Here is an 18,021-nt window from a genome sequence, read left to right on the forward strand (position 1 = left end):
ACCATGCGAAGGGCGTCGAGCGGGGTGGGGTCGAGCACGGACAGGCCGGACGGGGTCATCAGGGCGTGCGCGGCGGTTCGCACCGGGCGCACGGGCAGTTCCTTGATCCGGACGTCGCGGAAGGACACCTGGTCCTCGGCACCGTGGTTCTGGATGCCGACATGACCGTCCCGCAGGCTCCGCGCCGGATCGGTGTTGGTGTAGTCGTTGATCTTCACGCCGTTGAGCCAGACGCGGAGTCGTTCGCCCTCCACGCGGATCTCGTACGTGTTCCACTCCCCCGGCGGGTTCAGCGCACGGTCGCGCTTCTTGATGTCGGCGGACTGGAAGCTGTACACGGCCCCGGTGGTGCGGTCGGGGGCGTCGGTCGCGTCGATCTGGATCTCGTACCCGTTGTCGACGGCCGACCACGGGTCGTCGGAGGCCGGGAAGCCCACGAAGACACCGGAGTTGTCGTCGCCAAAGGAACTCGCCATCCTCCAGTCGAGCTTCAGCGAGTACGAGGTGAACTCCGAGGCGCCGTACCAGAGCATGCCCAGGCCGCCGGACGACGTGAGTGTCCCGTCGTCCGAGAGCGAGAACGCGCCCGGTCCCGCCTGCTTCCAGGCGGCCAGTGACTCGGCACTCCCGTCGAAGAGGGGCGTGTAGCCCTTCTCCGGACGGCAGTCGGCCTGGGTGTCGCCGACGGCCCAGCGGATGCCGCCCAGCAGATGCTGCCGGAAGGCGGGGTCGGCGTACGACTCCTTGGTGTGGCCGCTGCCCGTGTAGAAGGAACGGCCGCCCCGGTACTCCTGGCACCAGGCGATCGGGTGGTCGCCGCTCATCGTGCCGCCGGTGTACGACGACTCGTCGAGCGAGGCCAGTACATGGGCCCGGTCGCGCGGGTTGGAGCGGTAGTTGTACCACTCGTCCGTGCGGTTCCAGGACTCCCCGAGGTGCGAGGTGGCCGGGTGGGCCCGGTCCTCGACCTCGACGCGGGCGGGCTGGATCGCCGGGTGCGACTGGAAGTAGGCGCCGGCGAGGCCGCCGTAGAACTCCCAGTCGTACTCGGTGTCGGCGGCGGCGTGGATGCCCACGTAACCGCCGCCCTGCCCGATGTACCGCTCGAACGCCTTCTGCTGCCCGTCGGTGAGGACGTCCCCGGTCGTGGAGAGGAACACCACGGCGTCGTACCGGGCGAGGTTTCGCGCGGAGAAGGCGCGCGAGTCCTCGGTGGCGTCGACCGCGAAGCCGTGTTCGGCTCCGAGTGCCTGCACCGCGGCGATGCCCTCGGGGATGGAGTCGTGCCGGAATCCGGCGGTCTCGGAGAACACCAGGACCCGCTCCCCGTCCGCGTGTCCCTTCGGCCCGTCCGGACCGTCCGGACCCTTCGACGCCGCCGGCCCGGACACGCACCCGATGAGCAGGGCGGCGCCGACCACCGCGGTCGCGGTACGGCCAGTTGCTCGCATGAAAGACCTCCCTCGGCGAATCAGCGGTTCGGCGGTCAGCGGGTCGTGAACGTGAAGTCGTCCACGTCGTACAGGGCCCCGGTGCCGCGTCCCTTGAAGACGAGGTAGAGCGTGGTCGTGCCGCGCGGCGCCTTGGACAGGGAGGCGGTGACGTCCTGGAAGGTCTCCCAGCCGCCGGTCACCGGGACGGTCGCGCTGCCCAGGAGGCGTCCGGTGGGCGAGCCCGCGCGGACTTCGAGCTTGCCGCCCGTGCCCGCGGAGGAGACGCGTGCCGTGAGCTTCGTGGCGTTGCTCAGGACGTACGGCTCGAAGGAGATCCAGTCCTTGTTGTGGATGTCACCGACGGTCTTCGCGCCGTGCGCGCCGGCCCGCTCCGTGATCGTCACGCCCTCGGACTTGCCGAAGTGCTCGGCCTGGCGGTGCTTGGGCTGGACGACGGACTGGTCGTGCGTGGTGAGCGCCTGCTGGCCGCCGCCTCCGCCGTCGGTGTACTCCGCGTCGAAGACGCCGAAGATGTTGGCGTCCTCGTCGTGGCCGCCGTCGGCGCTGGTCTGGATGGTGCCGGTGCAGCCGTTGGCCGAGGTCACCGGGTGGCCGTGGCTGTCGTGGCCGAGGACGAAGGTGACCTTGACCTTGGCGCAGTCGATGGTGCCGTCCTCCGGGTCGGTCACCTTCACCTTGAAGGGCACCGCGTCACCGAAGGCGAACAGCTGGCCGTCCTCGGGGAGTTGGAGGGTCACCTTGGGGGCGGTGTTGCCGACGACGATCTGCACGCTGGAGCTGCCGGTGCGGCCGTCGGGGTCCTTCGCCGTCAGGGTCGCGGTGTAGGTGCCGTTCGCCTTGTACGTGTGCGTCGGGTTGGCCGAGGTGGACGTGCCGCCGTCGCCGAAGTCCCAGCTGTACGTGAGGGTGTCGCCGTCGGCGTCCGTGGAGCCGGCCGAGGAGAACTTGACCTTCAGCGGCGCCTGTCCCGACTGCTTGTCGGCCGTGGCCTGGGCGACGGGCGAGTGGCCGTCGGTGGCGTTCTCGATGCGGTACAGGGCGGAGTTCTCGTCGCCGCCGAACCAGGACACGCCGTAGTCGAGGACGTACAGCGCGCCGTCCGGGCCGAAGGCCATGTCCATGACCTGGGTACCGGTCCACGGCACGTCGTTGATGGACTGCACGGTGCCGTCGCCGTCCGAGGAGATCCGCTTGATCCAGCGGCGGCCGAACTCACCGGCGAAGAAGTCGCCGTCGTACGCCTCGGGGAACTTGACCGGGGAGTCGAGGGAGGGGTCGAAGTGGTAGACCGGTCCGCCCATCGGGGACTCGGAGCCGGTGCCGAACTCGGGCACGGAACCGCCGTCGTAGGGGATCCAGGCGGCCTGGGCCGGGGGCAGGTCGGTCAGTCCCGTGTTGTTCGGCGAGGTGTTCTTGGGCGCGGCGCAGTCGAAGGCGGCGCCCGAGGTCTTCGTGGCGAAGTCGTAGTCGACGTAGGCGTCGTTGTCGCCGGTGCAGTAGGGCCAGCCGAAGTTGCCGGGCTCGGTCACGCGGGCGAACTCGACCTGTCCGGCGGGGCCGCGCGCGGGGTCGGCGGCACCGGCGTCGGGGCCGTAGTCGCCGACGTAGAGGATGCCGGTCTCCTTGTCGACGCTGAAGCGGAACGGGTTGCGGAAGCCCATCGCGTAGATCTCGGGCCGCGTCTTGTCCGTGCCGGGTGCGAAGAGGTTGCCGTCGGGGATGTCGTACGAGCCGTCGGCGTTGACCTTGACGCGCAGGATCTTGCCGCGCAGGTCGTTGGTGTTGCCGGAGGTGCGCTGGGCGTCGAAGACGGGGTTGCGGTCGGCGCGCTCGTCGATGGGCGCGTAGCCGTCCGACTGGAACGGGTTGGAGTCGTCACCGGTCGACAGGTAGAGGTTGCCGTCCGCGTCGAAGTCGATGTCGCCGCCGACGTGGCAGCAGATGCCGCGGGTCGCGGGGACGTCGAGGATCTTCTTCTCGCTGGCGTTGTCGAGGGTGCCGTCGGCGTTCAGGACGAAGCGGGAGAGGCGGTTGACGCCGTCGAAGGGCGCGAAGTCGGCCGCGGTGCCCGTCTCGGGGGCGTCGCCCGCCGGGGTGTCCAGCGGCGGCGCGTAGTAGAGGTAGATGAAGCGGTTGTCGGCGAAGCCGGGGTCGACGCCGACGCCCTGCAGGCCTTCCTCGTCGTGCGAGTAGACGTCGAGCTTGCCCGCCAGTTCGGTGTTGCCCGCGCTGTCGGTGAGCCGCAGCTCGCCGTCGCGCGAGGTGTGCAGGACCGAGCGGTCCGGGAGGACGGCCAGCGACATGGGCTCGCCCGTCTCGGCCTCGCCCTTGGCGAGGGTGACCTGCTGGAAGTCCTCGGCGGCGACCGGGGCGGCGGGGGCCGCGCCCGGGTCCGCGGGGGCCGCGCCCGCCGGGGGTGTGGCGAGGGTGAGTGAGGCACCGGCGAGGAGTGCGCCGGTGAGCAGGGCCAGCGCCTTGCGGACCCGTATCTTCGGGCGGCCTCTGTGACTGTCGCCCGCGTGGCTGTCGGCTCTGTGACGGTCGGCTCTGTGACGGTCGGTGCTGTCGGTGCTGGTGGGGTCGTTCGCGTGCACGGGTGCCTCCAGAATGGGGCTGGTGGTTCCTGCGGGTGCGATACGCCGGGGTGCGCCGTCACCCCGGAGAGAGAACTCTGCGAGGGGGGTGGCTAGTCGTTGCCGCCGAACGCCGCGTCGAAGGACGCGGTGGGCGGTTCGAAGTCGAAGGCCTTCAGCCGGGTGAGTGCCTCGGGTGCGCCCTGGAGGCGGTCCATGCCCGCGTCCTCCCACTCGACCGAGACCGGTCCCGTGTAGTCGATGGAGCGCAGCATCCGGAACACGTCCTCCCAGGGCACGTCGCCGTGGCCCGCGGACACGAAGTCCCAGCCGCGGCGGGGATCGCCCCACGGGAGGTGCGAGCCGAGGCGGCCGTTGCGGCCGTCGAGGCGCTTGCGCGCCTCCTTGCAGTCGACGTGGTAGATCCGGTCGCGGAAGTCGTAGAGGAAACCGACCGGGTCGAGGTCCTGCCAGACGAAATGCGAGGGGTCGAAGTTCAGGCCGAAGGCCGGCCGGTGGTCGACCGCCTTGAGCGCCTCCTTGGTCGTCCAGTAGTCGTACGCGATCTCGCTGGGGTGGACCTCGTGGGCGAACCGCACGCCCTCGTGGTCGAAGACGTCGAGGATGGGGTTCCAGCGGTCGGCGAAGTCCTGGTAGCCGCGCTCGATCATCGACTCGGGGGCCGGCGGGAACATCGCGACCAGGTGCCAGATCGCGGAGCCGGTGAAGCCGATGACGGTGTCGACGCCGAAGGCCGCGGCGGCCCGCGCGGTGTCGGCGATCTCGGCCGCCGCCCGCTGCCGTACGCCCTCGGCCTCGCCGTCGCCCCAGATGCGGGCGGGCAGGATCGCCTGGTGGCGTTCGTCGATGATGGCGTCGCAGACGGCCTGGCCGACCAGGTGGTTGGAGATGGCCCAGCACTTGAGGCCGTACTTGTCGAGCAGTTCGCGCCGCGAGTCCAGGTATCCGGGGTCCGCGAGAGCCTTGTCGACCTCGAAGTGGTCGCCCCAGCAGGCGAGTTCGAGGCCGTCGTAACCGAAGTCGCGGGCGAGGCGGCAGACCTCTTCGAGCGGCAGGTCGGCCCACTGGCCGGTGAAGAGCGTGAAGGTGCGCGGCATCGGGACTTGCCCTCCTCAGCTGGCGATGGGGGTGAAGACGGAGTTCTTCTCGGCGCTCTCCTCGACCGCCGCGAGCACGCGCTGCACCTGCAGCCCGTCGGCGAAGGACGGCAACGGCTGCCCGCCCTCCGCGATCGTGTGGACCAGGTCGCGGGCCTGGTGCACGAAGGTGTGCTCGTAGCCGAGGCCGTGGCCCGGCGGCCACCAGGCCTCCAGGTAGGGGTGCTCGGGTTCGGTGACGAGGATGCGGCGGAAGCCCGCGTGCGCGGCCGGCTCCGTACCGTCGTGGTACGAGAGTTCGTTGAGGCGTTCCAGGTCGAAGGCCAGCGAGCCCTTCTCGCCGTTGAGTTCGATGCGCAGGGAGTTCTTGCGGCCGGTCGCGAACCGGGTGGCCTCGAAGGACGCGAGGGCGCCGGAGGCGAACCGCCCGGTGAACAGGGCGGCGTCGTCGACCGTGACGGGCCCCCGTTCACCGCCGCCGGCCGCCGAGAGGCCGCTGGAGGCTCCGGAGAGCAACGGCCGCTCCCGTACGAAGGTCTCGGTGAGCGCGGACACCCCGATCACCGGCTCGCCCGCCACGTACTGCGCGAGGTCGACGATGTGGGCGCCGAGGTCGCCGAGCGCGCCCGAGCCCGCCGACTCCCTGCGCAGCCGCCAGGTCAGCGGGAACTCCCGGTCCACCAGCCAGTCCTGAAGGTACGTCACCCGTACGTGCCGCAGTGCGCCGATGCGGCCCTCGGCGACCATCTTTCTGGCCAGCGCCGTCGCGGGCACCCGGCGGTAGTTGAAGCCGACCATCGCCACCTGGCCGCGCGCCGCGGCGGCCTCGGCGGCGGCGGTCATCGCCTCGGCCTCCTCGACCGTGTTGGCGAGGGGCTTCTCGCACAGCACGTGCTTGCCCGCGGCGAGGGCTGCGATGGCGATCTCGGCGTGGCTGTCGCCGGGGGTGCAGACGTCCACGAGGTCGACGTCGTCGCGGGCGATCAGGGCCCGCCAGTCGGTCTCGGCGGCGGCCCAGCCGAGCCGGTCGGCCGCCGTTCTCACGGCTGCCGCGTCACGGCCGCAGACGGCGGCGAGGACGGGTCGGAGCGGGAGCTCGAAGACGCGGTCCGCGGTGCGCCAGCCCTGGGAGTGGGCGGCGCCCATGAACGCGTATCCGACCATGCCGACGCCCAGCGGGGGTCTGCCGGCCTGTGCCCCGGCTTGCGCCCCGGCCTGTTCCTCGTCAGGCTGCTGCGGCTGTCCCATCGGGAGGTCCTCCTCTTCGTCATGGCGCGGTGGGGGGTGCATGGGGCGCCCGCCGGGTTGCGGTGGTTCGGAGGCTGCGGGATCACTGTGGCCGGTCGCGCAGTTCCCCGCGCCCCTTGAGGGCGCCCCTCACGGGCGCCCCCGACGGGCGCCCCCTACGGGCACTGCCTACTTGAAGCCGGTAGGCAGGTACGTCTTGACGTTCTCCTTGTCCACGACCGCCGAGTAGAGCGTCAGGGACGAGGGGATCTCGAACTCCGCGAGGCCGCTGATGCCCTTGCCCTGGCCGAGCGCCCGGGCGAGGTCGATCGCGGACGCGGCCATGGTCGGCGGGTACAGGACGGTGGCCTTGAGGACGCTGTTGTCCGACTCGATGGCCTGCATGGCGGACAGCGCGCCCGCTCCGCCGACCATCAGGAAGTCGTCCCGGCCGGCCTGCTCGATGGCGCGCAGGGCGCCGACGCCCTGGTCGTCGTCGTGGTTCCACAGCGCGTCGAAGCTCGACTGGGCCTGCAGCAGCTGGGACATCTTGGCCTGTCCCGACTCGACGGTGAACTCGGCGGCCTGGCGGGCCACCTTCTTGATGTTCGGGTAGTTCTTGAGGGCCGCGTCGAAGCCGGCCGTGCGCTGCTTGGTGAGTTCCAGGTTGTCGAGTCCGGCCAGCTCGATGACCTTGGCGTTCTTCTTGTCCTTGAGCTTCTCGCCGATGTAGTGACCGGCGTTGAGACCCATGCCGAAGTTGTCGCCGCCGATGTAACTGCGGTACGCCTGCGGGGAGTTGAAGATGCGGTCGAGGTTGACCACCGGGATGCCGGCCCGCATGGCCTTGAGGCCGACCTGGGTGAGGGCCTTGCCGTCGGCGGGCAGGATGACCAGGACGTCGACCTTCTTGTTGATCAGCGTCTCTATCTGGCCGATCTGGGCCGCGGTGTCGTTGGAGCCCTCGGTGATCTCCAGCGTCACGTCCTCGTACTTCTTGGCGCGGCTCTTCGCGTTGTCGTTGATCGCGTTGAGCCAGCCGTGGTCGGCCTGGGGGCCGGCGAAGCCGATGGTGACCTGCTTGCCCTTCTTGTCGTCGGCGGCGGGCTGGTCGTTGGAGGCCGGCTCGTCGTCGGAGTCGTTGCTGGTGCAACCGGCGAGGAGGACACCGGCCGAGACGGCGGCGGTGCCGAAGAGCAGTCCTCTGCGGCTCGTGAGCTCTGGCATGGCGGTGGTCCCTTTCCTCAAGGCGAGTCCCTCAGGTCGTGCGGGGCGGTGCTGTGCGGGGTGCTTCGCGTGCTGCTTCATGTGCGGCTCTGCGTGGCTCTACGTGGCTCCGTGCGCGGCTCTACGTGGTGTTGGCGGTGCGGCGCTGGACGAGCACGGCGGCGACGATGATCGCGCCCTTGGCGATCTGCTGGACGTCGCTCTGCAAGTTGTTGAGAGCGAAGATGTTCGTGATCGTGGTGAAGATCAGCACCCCGAGCACCGAGCCGACGATGGTGCCGCGGCCTCCCGTGAGCAGGGTGCCGCCGATGATCGCGGCGGCGATCGCGTCGAGCTCGTACAGGTTGCCGTTGGTGTTCTGGCCCGAGCCGGACAGGATGATCAGCATGAAGGCCGCGATGCCGCAGCACAGTCCGGAGAGCAGGTAGAGGTAGAGGCGCTGGCGGCGTACGTCGATGCCGGCGAGCCGGGTCGCCTCCGCATTGCCGCCGACGGCCACCGTGCGCCGGCCGAAGGTGGTGCGGTTGAGCACGAGCCAGCCGATGATCGTCACGACCGCGAACATCAGGACCAGCGGCGGGACACCGAGGATGTAGGAGTCCCGCTCACCGAGGTCGAGGATGCCGTCGATGGTGACGACCTGGGTGTTGCCGTCGGTGATCTGCAGGGCGAGGCCGCGGGCCGAGGCGAGCATGGCGAGGGTCGCGATGAACGGGACCATGGCGCCGTACGCGATCAGCACCCCGTTCACGAGGCCGCAGCCGACACCGACGAGCACCGCCGTGAACAGGACCCCCGTGAAGCCGAAGTCCTGGGTGGCGACGGTGGTCGCCCAGACCGAGGCGAGGGCCACGATCGCGCCGACGGACAGGTCGATGCCGCCGGAGATGATGACGAAGGTCATCCCGACGGTGACGACACCGATCACCGAAGCCTGGGTCAGGACGAGTTGGAGGTTGCGGGTGTCGAGGAACTCGTCGGGCTTGGTGATGCCTCCGATGAGGATCAGGACGGCGAGCACACCGAGCAGTGACAGGGTGCGGACGTCGGCGCGGGCCACGACCGCCCGCCAGGGGCTGGGCTCCGCCTTCGATGACAGCTTCGGGGTGTCGTCCCGGGGCGGGGACACGGGCTGCGTCATGACGCCGGGCTTCCTTCCATGACGAGGTCGAGTACGCGGTGTTCGTCGAGCTCCTGGGCGGGCGCCCGGTGGACGACCCGGCCCTCTCGGAGCACCAGGACGCGGTCGGCGAGGCCGAGGACCTCGGGTACTTCACTGGAGACCATGAGCACGGCCAGGCCTTCGTCGGCGAGGCGGCGGATGACGGCGTACAGCTCGGCGCGGGCGCCGACGTCGACGCCGCGGGTGGGTTCGTCGAGCAGCAGGACCCGGCAGCCGCGCAGCAGCCAGCGGGCGAGGACCGCCTTCTGCTGGTTGCCGCCGGACAGGGTGCGGATGAGGGCGGACGGGTTGTCGGGGCGCAGCGACAGTTCGCGGGTCGCCTTGCGCGCCGCGTCCCGTTCGGCGGTCCGGTCGAGCCAGCCCCCGAAGCTGAAGCGGGACATGGAGGACACGGAGACGTTCCGGGTGACGGATTCCAGCATCAGCAGGGCCTGCGCCTTGCGTTCCTCGGGGGCGAGGCCGAGTCCGGCGGCGACGGCGGCCCGTACGCTGCCGGGCTTCAACTGCTTTCCCTGCACGCTCACCTGGCCGGTGCTGGGCTTGCGGGCGCCGTAGATCGTCTCCAGGATCTCGGAGCGGCCGGAGCCGACGAGTCCCGCGAGGCCGACGATCTCGCCGGGCCGCAGGGTGAGGTCGAGCGACTCGAACTCGCCCTGGCGCGAGAGGTTTCGGACTTCGAGCACGGGCTCGGGCAGGTCCTGGTGCCCCGGCCGCGGCGGGAAGACGTACTCGACGTTCCGGCCGGTCATCAGCGCGACGACCTCACGGGTCGGCGTCGACTTCGCGGGCAGTCCGTTCGCCACCGCGCGGCCGTCCTTGAGGACGGTGACCCGGTCGCCGATGCGGCGGATCTCCTCCAGCCGGTGCGAGATGTAGACGACGGCGACGCCCTCGGCGGTGAGGTCCCCGACGATGCGGAAGAGGTTGTCGACCTCGTCCGGGTCGAGGGCCGCGGACGGTTCGTCCATGACGATGAGGCGTACGTCGTGGGAGAGCGCCCTGGCCATGGAGACGATCTGCTGGTGGGCGGCGGACAGTTCGCCGACGAGCCGGCCCGGATCGATCTCGGGGTGACCGAGTCGCTTGAGGAGGGCGGCCGTCGAGGCCCGTGCGTCCTTGCCGCGTACGACGAATCCTGCGGAGGTCGGTTCATGGCCGAGGTAGACGTTCTCGGCCACCGACAGGCCCTCCACCAGGTCGAGTTCCTGGTAGATGGTGGCGATGCCCAGGCGCATGGCGGCGATCGGCGAGCGCAGGGTGACCTGCTCGCCGCGCCAGCCGATGGCGCCGTCGTCCGGCTGGTGGGCGCCGGCCAGGACCTTGATGAGCGTGGACTTTCCGGCGCCGTTCTGGCCGAGCAGGCAGTGCACTTCGCCCGGCAGGACGTCGAGGTCGACGCCGTCGAGGGCCCGGACACCGGGGAACGACTTGGTGATGCCGGACATCGTGAGAAGGGGTGGTTCTGGTGCCATGACGGTTCCCCTCGGCATGTGGGCCGGTTTCAGGGCAGGGCGGAGTGAGGCAGGGCGAAGCCAGGTGGGTGGCGGCTCGGGAAGGGGGCGCCTCCGGGAGAGGCGCTTACTGGTTGCTTACCGGTTACTGACTGCTGGTTACGGGGTCGGCTCAGACAGAAGTGGCGTGTGTGCGGCTCTTCGAGCGGGTGTTACGCGGGTGAGAACAGGTGGTCGCTGATGAGGCGGGCCGCGCCGATGACTCCGGCGGTGGGGCCCAACTCCCCCAGGACGATGGGTAGGTTGCCGGTCGCGAGAGGCAGCGACTGGCGGTAGACCTGGGTGCGGATCGCGGCGAGCAGGGTGTGGCCGAGGCCGGTCACTCCGCCGCCGATGACCACCAGGCCCGGGTTGAAGAAGCTGACGAGTCCGGCGATGACCTGGCCGGTGCGGGTACCGCCCTCGCGGATCAGATCGAGCGCGGTGGCGTCCCCCGCGGCAGCCGCGGCGGCGACGTCGATGGCGCTCAGGACACCCGCCGCCTCCAGTCGTGCCGCGAGTTCCTGGGAAAGCCCCTGGTGGGCGGCGTCCGTGGCGTCGCGCGCCAGGGCCGCACCGCTGAAGTGGGCCTCCAGGCAGCCCCGGTTGCCGCACGCGCACGGGCGGCCGTCCGGTACGGCCTGGATGTGGCCGATGTCGCCCGCGCTGCCCGTCGTACCGCGGTAGACCTCTCCGCCGACGACGATCCCGCAGCCGATACCGGTACCGATCTTGACGCAGAGGAAGTCGCCCACGGAGCGGGCCACGCCCGCGTGCTGCTCCCCCATCGCCATCAGGTTCACGTCGTTGTCGACCATGACGGGGCAGCCGAGGTCCTGACTGAGCGCCTCGCGGACGGGGAACCCGTCCCAGCCCGGCATGATCGGCGGGGCGACCGGGACACCTTCGGGGAAGCGAACCGGACCGGGTACCCCGATGCCGGCGCCGTCGAACCCCTCGGCGAGTCCGGATGCCTTCAACTTCGCCGCCATGGACAGGACTTGCTCGAAGACCGCGACCGGGCCCTCGCGTACGTCCATGGGCTGGTTGATGTGTCCCAGCACCTCCAGCTCCGCGTTGGTGACGGCGACGTCTATCGACGTGGCTCCGATGTCGACGCCCAGGAAGCGCAGCGCTGGAGCGAGCCGGATGTTGTGGGACCTGCGGCCGCCGCGGGAGGCGGCGAGTCCGTCGGCCACCACGAGGCCGGTCTCCAGGAGGCGCTCGACCTCCACGGCCAGTTTCGACCGGGAGAGATCGACCTGGTCCCCCAGCTGCGCCCGCGAGTTCGGGCCGCCGTCACGCAGCAGTCTGAGCAGGCGCGCCTGGTGGGCGTTCCCGGGTCGCGCTGTCATACGTCTCACGAGCCCCTCCCCGCCTCATCGGCACCGCCGTCGTTGTCTTTCGAGGGGAACGTAGCAGTGGCTGCCGGGGGTGGGAAGAAGTTGAGCAGGAATTGCCTCTCACTTTTTCCACTGAGTGGACAAAGGAGCGTGCGCCGGTGGCGCGCGGGGCAGTTCGGGCTCCGCCCGGGGGTGCTTTTTGGCCGCGGGTGCGTCGTGGCTGGTCGCGCAGTTCCCCGCACCCCTGACGGGGTGCAGACCGGTGCGAATCGACCACCTTTGGGGGTGTCACTGTGATCTACGACACGTTACCGGGGGTATCTGAAACATGGTGTCGCAGGTAAATTGCGGGTAGCGCACTGAAGTCGAGCATGTTTCTGAGTAGCCGTCAGTCATCAGTGAGGATCCTTCGCGATGGAGCAGCAGCACGTCGACGTCCTGGTCATCGGCGCCGGAATCTCCGGTGTCAGTGCCGCCTGCCACGTACTGCGTGCCCTACCAGGAGCCTCACTCGTCGTCCTGGAACGCCGGGCCCGCGTCGGTGGCACCTGGGACCTCTTCCGGTATCCCGGTGTCCGTTCCGACTCCGACATGCACACCTTCGGATTCGGGTTCCGCCCCTGGCACGACGCGCGCATCCTCGCCGACGGCGCGCAGATCAGGCAGTACGTCGAGGACACCGCCGCCCAGGACGGCGTACTGGAGCGCATCCGCTTCCGCCGCCGGGCGATCAGTGCCGACTTCTCGCACGCCACCGGCCGCTGGACCGTCGAGGTCGAGGACGAGAGCACCGGCGAGCGCGAGTCGTACAGCGCGGGTTACGTCATCGGATCGACCGGCTACTACGACTACGACATCCCCTATCGGCCGCAGTTCCCCGGCGAGGCCGACTACCAGGGCACGCTCGTCCATCCGCAGCAGTGGCCGGAAGACCTCGACCACACCGGTCGGCGCGTGGTCGTCATCGGTTCCGGGGCCACCGCCATCACCCTGCTGCCCGCGATGGCCGACGACGCGGCGCACGTCACCATGCTGCAGCGCTCCCCCACGTACGTCCTCGGGCTGCCCGAGATCGACCCGCTGACCCGCGTCCTGCAGCTGCTGCGCGCCCCGGCCCGGCTGACGCACAGGATCGCCCGTGCCCGCAACATCGCCCTGCAGCGAGGGAGTTACGCCTTCTGCCGGAAGTACCCCCGCCTCGCCCGCAGGATTCTCCTCGGGCTGGTACGGGCCCGGGCCGGCAAGGACGTCGACATGCGCCACTTCAGCCCGGCGTACAAGCCCTGGGACCAGCGGCTGTGCGTCGTCCCCGGCGGCGACCTGTTCAAGGTGCTCAAGAGCAAGAAGGCGTCGATCGCCACCGGCCACATCGACACCTTCACCTCCGACGGCATCCGGCTGACGTCCGGCGAGGAGCTGAAGGCCGACATCGTCGTCACCGCCACGGGGCTGACCGTCCGTCTCCTGGGCGGCATGGCGCTCACCGTCGACGGCGAGCCGGTGGACGTCAAGGACCGCGTCCTCTACAAGGCGGTCCTGCTGGAGGGCGTCCCCAACATGTCCCTCGTCATCGGCTACACCAACGCCTCCTGGACCCTGAAGGCGGACCTGGCGGCCGACTACACCGCCCGGCTCATCGCGCACATGCGCCGTCACGGGCACGACGTCGCCACCCCGGTGGCGTCCGACGGTGACCGCTCGGCGGCCTCCGTCATGGGCGAGGCGCTGACCTCCGGCTACATCACCCGCGCCGACGAGGTCATGCCGCGCCAGGGCACCCGTGCCCCGTGGCGGCTGTGGAACAACTACTACCGCGACCGCGCCATGCTCCGGGACGCCCCCGTCGAGGACGGCCCGCTGCACTTCGCCACGGCGGGGGCGCGGACCTCCGCACGCACACCCGCCACGGACACGTCAGCCCCGTCCGCCCCCTCCGCCCCGGGCGTCGTGGACACCGCGGCCGACGCCCAGGAAGCCCCCCGCGTCGCCTGACCGTACGGCCCGCATCCCCCGCCCGAACCGCAGCCCCAGCCCCGCACGACGGCACAGCAACGCACCGGCCCGCGCACCCGCCTCCCCCCATGGCGGCCGAGCAGACAACCGAGGACGAAGATGACCACGCACCTGACCAGGAAGCTCTACGACGAGCGCCTGCGGACCCTGTCCGAGGGCTCCGTGAACGTCAACTTCAACGCCTTCGTCGACATCAAGTGGGACGATCCCGAGTTCGCCGTGGACCTCGACGACCCGCGCTGGGTGCTCACCAGCGCGGACGCCCTGGGCGCCCACCCCTGGTACCAGGAGCAGCCGCTCGAAGCCCGGATCCGGATCGGGATCTGGCGCTGGGCGGTCATCGCGAAGGTCGGCATGCAGTTCGAGAACCTCCTCATGCGCGGAGCCCTCGACTACATCTACCAACTGGACAACCGGGACCAGGAGTTCAGGTATCTCACCCATGAGATCACCGAGGAGACCCACCACACGCAGATGTTCCAGGAGCTGGTCAACCGCACCGGCGTGGACACCGCGGGCGGCAAGCGCTGGTTCCGGCAGCTCAGCCGGGTCCTGCCGCTGGCCGGTTCGCTCTACCCCGAGGCGTTCTTCACCGGCATCCTGGCCGGCGAGGAGCCCATCGACCATCTGCAGAAGGGCGCCCTGCGCAGCGGGGAGCCGGTGCATCCCCTCCCGCAGCGGATCATGCAGATCCACATCGCCGAGGAGGCCCGGCACATCTCCTTCGCCCATGAGTTCCTGCGGCTGCGCGTGCCGCGCTTCGGCAAGGTCCGCCGTGGCGCGCTGTCCCTCCTCTTCCCGCTGATCATGCGCACCCTGTGCGACGTCATCATGATTCCCGACCGGAAGTCCGCCGCGCAGGTCGGCATCCCGGCCTGGGTGGTCAAGGACGTCTTCTGGAAGTCCGAGGCCGGGCAGCGGATGCTCCACGACCTCTTCTCCGACGTACGGATGCTCGCCCAGGACATCGGCCTGATGAACAAGGTGTCCCGGCCGCTGTGGAGGGCTCTGCGCATCGACGGCCGCCCGGCGCGCTTCCGCGGTGAGCCCGCCCTGCACACCGACTGAGCCGCCACCAGCCGCGCCTCGCCCCATCCCCGAACGGAGACCAGCCCGCCGTGCCGTACGTCGTCACCCGATCCTGCTGCGCCGACGCCTCCTGCGTGCTGGCCTGTCCGGTCAACTGCATCCACCCCGCGCCGGGCGAACCCGGTTTCGCGACGGCCGAGATGCTGTACGTCGATCCCGTCACCTGCGTGGACTGCGGCGCCTGCACGACCGCCTGCCCGGTGGACGCGCTCAAGCCGCATACGGCCCTCGGCGAAGGCGAGTTGCCGTTCCTGGAACTGAACGCCTCCTACTACAAGGAGAACCCGCACGCCGACCGCACCCCCATGTACGTCGTGCCCCGGCAACGCGTGCTGCCGGCGGGCGAGTTGTCCGTCGCCGTCGTCGGTGCGGGCCCCGCCGGTCTCTTCGCCGCCGACGAGCTGCTGCGCCATCCCGGTGTGCGGGCCACGGTCTACGACCGCCTCCCGACGCCGTACGGGCTCGCGCGGGCCGGCGTGGCACCGGACCACCAGGACACCAAGCAGGTCACCCGGCTCTTCCGGACCATCGAATCCCAGCCGGGTTTCAGCTACCGTCTCGGCGTCGAGGTCGGCACCCACCTCACCCACGCCGACCTCCTGCGCGAGCACCACGCGGTGATCTACGCCGTCGGCGCCGCGACCGACAAGCGGCTCGGTATCGACGGCGAGGACCTGCGGGGCAGCGCCTCAGCGACGGACTTCGTCGGCTGGTACAACGGCCATCCCGACCGCGCGGACGACACGTACGACCTGGACACCGAGCGGGCCGTCGTCATCGGCAACGGGAACGTCGCGCTCGACGTCGCCCGCATCCTCACCGCCGACCCGGAGGTGCTGGCCCGTACCGACATCTCCGACCGCGCGCTCGCCGCGCTCCGCGCGAGCAAGGTCCGCGAGGTCGTCCTCCTGGGCCGCCGCGGTCCCGCCCAGGCGGCGTTCACCCTGCCCGAACTCCTCGCGCTCGCCGCCATCGAGGACGTGGACGTGAGCGTCGAAGGGTGGCCCGGCGACCTGGACCCGGCCGCCACCGAGAAGACCCGGCTCCTGGCACAGCTCGCCGCCCGGACGCGGGTCGAGGGCCGCCGCCGTATCGTGCTGCGCTTCCTGACCAGTCCGGTGCGGCTCACCGGAGACACCTGTGTCCGGGCCCTTGAGGTCACCGCCACCGCGCTGCACACGGACGAGGACGGCACCGTACGCGCCCTGCCCACCGGCGGGACACAGGTCCTGGAGACCGGTCTCGTCCTGCGCTCGGTCGGCTACCGGGCCCGGCCCGTCCCCGGCCTGCCCTTCGACGAGGACAGCGCGACCGTCCCCCACGAGAGCGGCAGGGTCGAGCCCGGCGTCTACGTCGCGGGCTGGATCAAGCGCGGGCCCACCGGCTTCATAGGGACGAACAAGACCTGCGCCCACGAGACGGTCGAGTCCCTCCTCGACGACTTCGCCGCCGGCCGCCTGGCACAGCCGGTGCGCGGCGGGGTGCGTACGACGACGGACGCGCTGGGGGTGGACGCCTGGCATGCGATAGACCGTGCGGAACGGGCAGCGGGCGAGGCCCAGGGCCGTCCGCGCGTGAAGTTCACGGACACCGAGTCGCTGCACCGGGCCGCGCGGGCCGTCCCGGCGGCACGCGGCTGACAGCCACAAGCCCGGCGGGACGCGGCTGACAGCCGCGCCGGCACACGCGCAGCACGGGGCGGAGGGCTCAGGCCCTCCGCCGATCCGGCTGAAAACGCCTACAGATCCGCCACGCGCTGCTGTGGCGACAGCTCCACGCCCAGACTCCGCAGCGTCGCGTCCAGCACCGCCCAGACCGAACGGCACAGCATCGCGCGCAGTTCCTCCTCGGACAGCTCGCGCTGCTCGTCACGCACCCACTGGTTGACGGAGGTGTCCACGAAGCCCACGATGCCGATCGCCACCGAACGGATCGGCGCCTCGGGCACCCCGAGTGCCTTGAGCACGTCCCCGAACCGCTCGCTGAGCATCAGCGCGATGGCCGCCTTGGTGTCCGCGACCAGCGATCCGTCGCCCATGGCATGCTCGCCGACGCCCATGTAGGCGTACAGGCGCGGGTGTTGGGCCACCCAGTCCAGATGCGCGCCCACCACGCGCCGGACCGACTCCTCGATCGTTCCGTCGAAGGTGAGGGTGGGCTCGATCCCGCGCATGAACGACTCCACCACCCGCCGGCGGATCAACTCGTCCAGCGTGGCGCGGTCCTTGAAGTGCCGGTAGAGCACCGAGCGCGGCAGGCCCACGCGCTCCGCCAGCCGCTGCAGCTTGAAGCGCGTGCCCTCGTCCTCGATGAGGGCCACCGCCGCGTCCACCAGGTCGAGCTGCCGCTGCGCCTTGTGGTCGTCCCAGCGGGTGGAGCGCCCGTCGGTCTGCGGCTCGCCGCCGGTTCTGTCAGCCATCTCGCCACACTATCGACGTCGCGGCGCAGTCACGGACGCGACGAACCACTACTGGTCACGCGGGCGAACCACTGCTGGTCACGCGGACGGGCCGTCACTGGTCACGCGGGCGGGCGTGGTACGTCCTGCGGGTGTGTTCCGTGTGGGTGCGCATGACCTCGGTCGCGCGCTGTTCGTCGCGGTCCGCGATCGCGGCGATCAGGTCGCGGTGCTCGATCCAGGACTGCTGCCCGCGCTGCCGGGCGACCGGGGTGTAGTACCAGCGCACGCGCCGGTCGACCTGCGCGGCCAGTTCGGCGAGGACCGTGTTCCCGGCGAGGTCCATGACCTTGGCGTGGAAGCGGGCGTTCGTCGCGACCGCGGCGTCCACGTCGTCGGCGGCCACGGCCGCCTCGCCCTGGGCGCACAGCGCCTCCAGGTCGGCGATGCCGGAGGTGCCCGTGTTGGCCGCCGCGAGGCGGGCGGCCTCGGCCTCCAACAGCGTGCGTACGGTGAGGAGTTGGTCCGCCTCCGCCTCGGTCGGCTCGTGCACGAACGCGCCCTGGGCGGGCCGCAGGTCGACCCACCCTTCCGTGTTCAGCCGCTGCAGTGCCTCGCGCACGGGCTGCCGGGAGACGCCGAGGTGTCCGGCCAGTTCGCTCTCGACCAGGTGCTGACCGGGCTGGAGGGCGCGTGTCGTGATCAGTTCGAGCAGGGCCTCGTAGACGCGGTCCCTGAGCGGACCCGGCCGTTCGAGCTTCGGCACGGACCCCTGCGGCAGTCCGGTCGACAACATCGCGGTCCCCCTCCTGGGCAGTGGCGGCGTGTGCGCGGACGGCACGGCAGCCGGAAAGCCAGTATCAATTGTCTTTCGTCTACAGTCTACGGCGCACAATGGCCAGGCCG

General features: G+C 70.6%; 13 protein-coding genes. 3 read left to right on the forward strand and 10 right to left on the reverse strand.

The window, feature by feature from the left end; genetic code table 11:
* The 8 genes from ACFWGJ_RS14780 to ACFWGJ_RS14815 all read right to left on the reverse strand — a co-directional run.
* Positions 1–1,451 (reverse strand): ThuA domain-containing protein (locus ACFWGJ_RS14780; RefSeq protein ID WP_387323847.1); only part of this gene is annotated, 1,451 nt, incomplete at its 3' end.
* 35 nt (positions 1,452–1,486) lie between these two features.
* Entirely contained in the window at positions 1,487–4,048 is a 2,562-nt protein-coding gene (locus tag ACFWGJ_RS14785; RefSeq protein WP_387323849.1) for a PQQ-dependent sugar dehydrogenase, read from the reverse strand.
* Positions 4,049–4,140: 92 nt separating this feature from the next.
* Positions 4,141–5,145, reverse strand: a complete 1,005-nt coding sequence (locus ACFWGJ_RS14790) for a sugar phosphate isomerase/epimerase family protein (RefSeq protein ID WP_387323851.1) — start codon at positions 5,143–5,145, stop codon at positions 4,141–4,143.
* Between the two features lie 15 nt (positions 5,146–5,160).
* A complete protein-coding gene (locus ACFWGJ_RS14795; RefSeq protein WP_387323853.1) occupies positions 5,161–6,393 on the reverse strand; it encodes a Gfo/Idh/MocA family protein in 1,233 nt (410 codons plus the stop codon).
* Between the two features lie 168 nt (positions 6,394–6,561).
* Positions 6,562–7,599: a substrate-binding domain-containing protein gene (locus ACFWGJ_RS14800; RefSeq protein ID WP_107016861.1), complete on the reverse strand. Its 1,038-nt coding sequence runs from the start codon at positions 7,597–7,599 to the stop codon at positions 6,562–6,564.
* Between the two features lie 121 nt (positions 7,600–7,720).
* Positions 7,721–8,740 carry an ABC transporter permease gene (locus ACFWGJ_RS14805; protein ID WP_107016860.1) on the reverse strand — a complete coding sequence of 340 codons (1,020 nt, stop codon included), beginning with the start codon at positions 8,738–8,740 and terminating at the stop codon, positions 7,721–7,723.
* Positions 8,737–10,254: a sugar ABC transporter ATP-binding protein gene (locus tag ACFWGJ_RS14810; RefSeq protein ID WP_387323856.1), complete on the reverse strand. Its 1,518-nt coding sequence runs from the start codon at positions 10,252–10,254 to the stop codon at positions 8,737–8,739. The genes ACFWGJ_RS14805 and ACFWGJ_RS14810 overlap by 4 nt, the downstream gene beginning before the upstream one ends.
* Positions 10,255–10,445: 191 nt before the next feature.
* Complete coding sequence (locus ACFWGJ_RS14815; RefSeq protein WP_387323895.1) at positions 10,446–11,627, reverse strand: ROK family protein; 1,182 nt, start codon at positions 11,625–11,627, stop codon at positions 10,446–10,448.
* A gap of 402 nt (positions 11,628–12,029) precedes the next feature.
* On the opposite strand from ACFWGJ_RS14815, the gene ACFWGJ_RS14820 reads away from it, so the two are divergent.
* The 3 genes from ACFWGJ_RS14820 (at position 12,030) to ACFWGJ_RS14830 (ending at position 16,357) form a co-directional block, all read left to right on the forward strand.
* Positions 12,030–13,607: a flavin-containing monooxygenase gene (locus tag ACFWGJ_RS14820; RefSeq protein WP_387323858.1), complete on the forward strand. Its 1,578-nt coding sequence runs from the start codon at positions 12,030–12,032 to the stop codon at positions 13,605–13,607.
* Between the two features lie 120 nt (positions 13,608–13,727).
* Positions 13,728–14,696: a diiron oxygenase gene (locus ACFWGJ_RS14825; protein WP_387323860.1), complete on the forward strand. Its 969-nt coding sequence runs from the start codon at positions 13,728–13,730 to the stop codon at positions 14,694–14,696.
* A gap of 50 nt (positions 14,697–14,746) precedes the next feature.
* Positions 14,747–16,357 (forward strand): FAD-dependent oxidoreductase, encoded by a 1,611-nt coding sequence (locus ACFWGJ_RS14830; protein ID WP_387323862.1) that lies wholly within the window; start codon positions 14,747–14,749, stop codon positions 16,355–16,357.
* 98 nt (positions 16,358–16,455) lie between these two features.
* Here the strand turns inward: ACFWGJ_RS14830 and ACFWGJ_RS14835 are convergent, their stop codons facing one another.
* Positions 16,456–17,136, reverse strand: a complete 681-nt coding sequence (locus ACFWGJ_RS14835) for a TetR/AcrR family transcriptional regulator (RefSeq protein WP_387323864.1) — start codon at positions 17,134–17,136, stop codon at positions 16,456–16,458.
* 94 nt (positions 17,137–17,230) lie between these two features.
* A complete protein-coding gene (locus ACFWGJ_RS14840; protein WP_387323866.1) occupies positions 17,231–17,911 on the reverse strand; it encodes a GntR family transcriptional regulator in 681 nt (226 codons plus the stop codon).
* Positions 17,912–18,021 lie beyond the last annotated feature (110 nt).

The sequence above is a fragment of the Streptomyces sp. NPDC060205 genome (genome assembly GCF_042728395.1).
Taxonomy (GTDB): domain Bacteria; phylum Actinomycetota; class Actinomycetes; order Streptomycetales; family Streptomycetaceae; genus Streptomyces.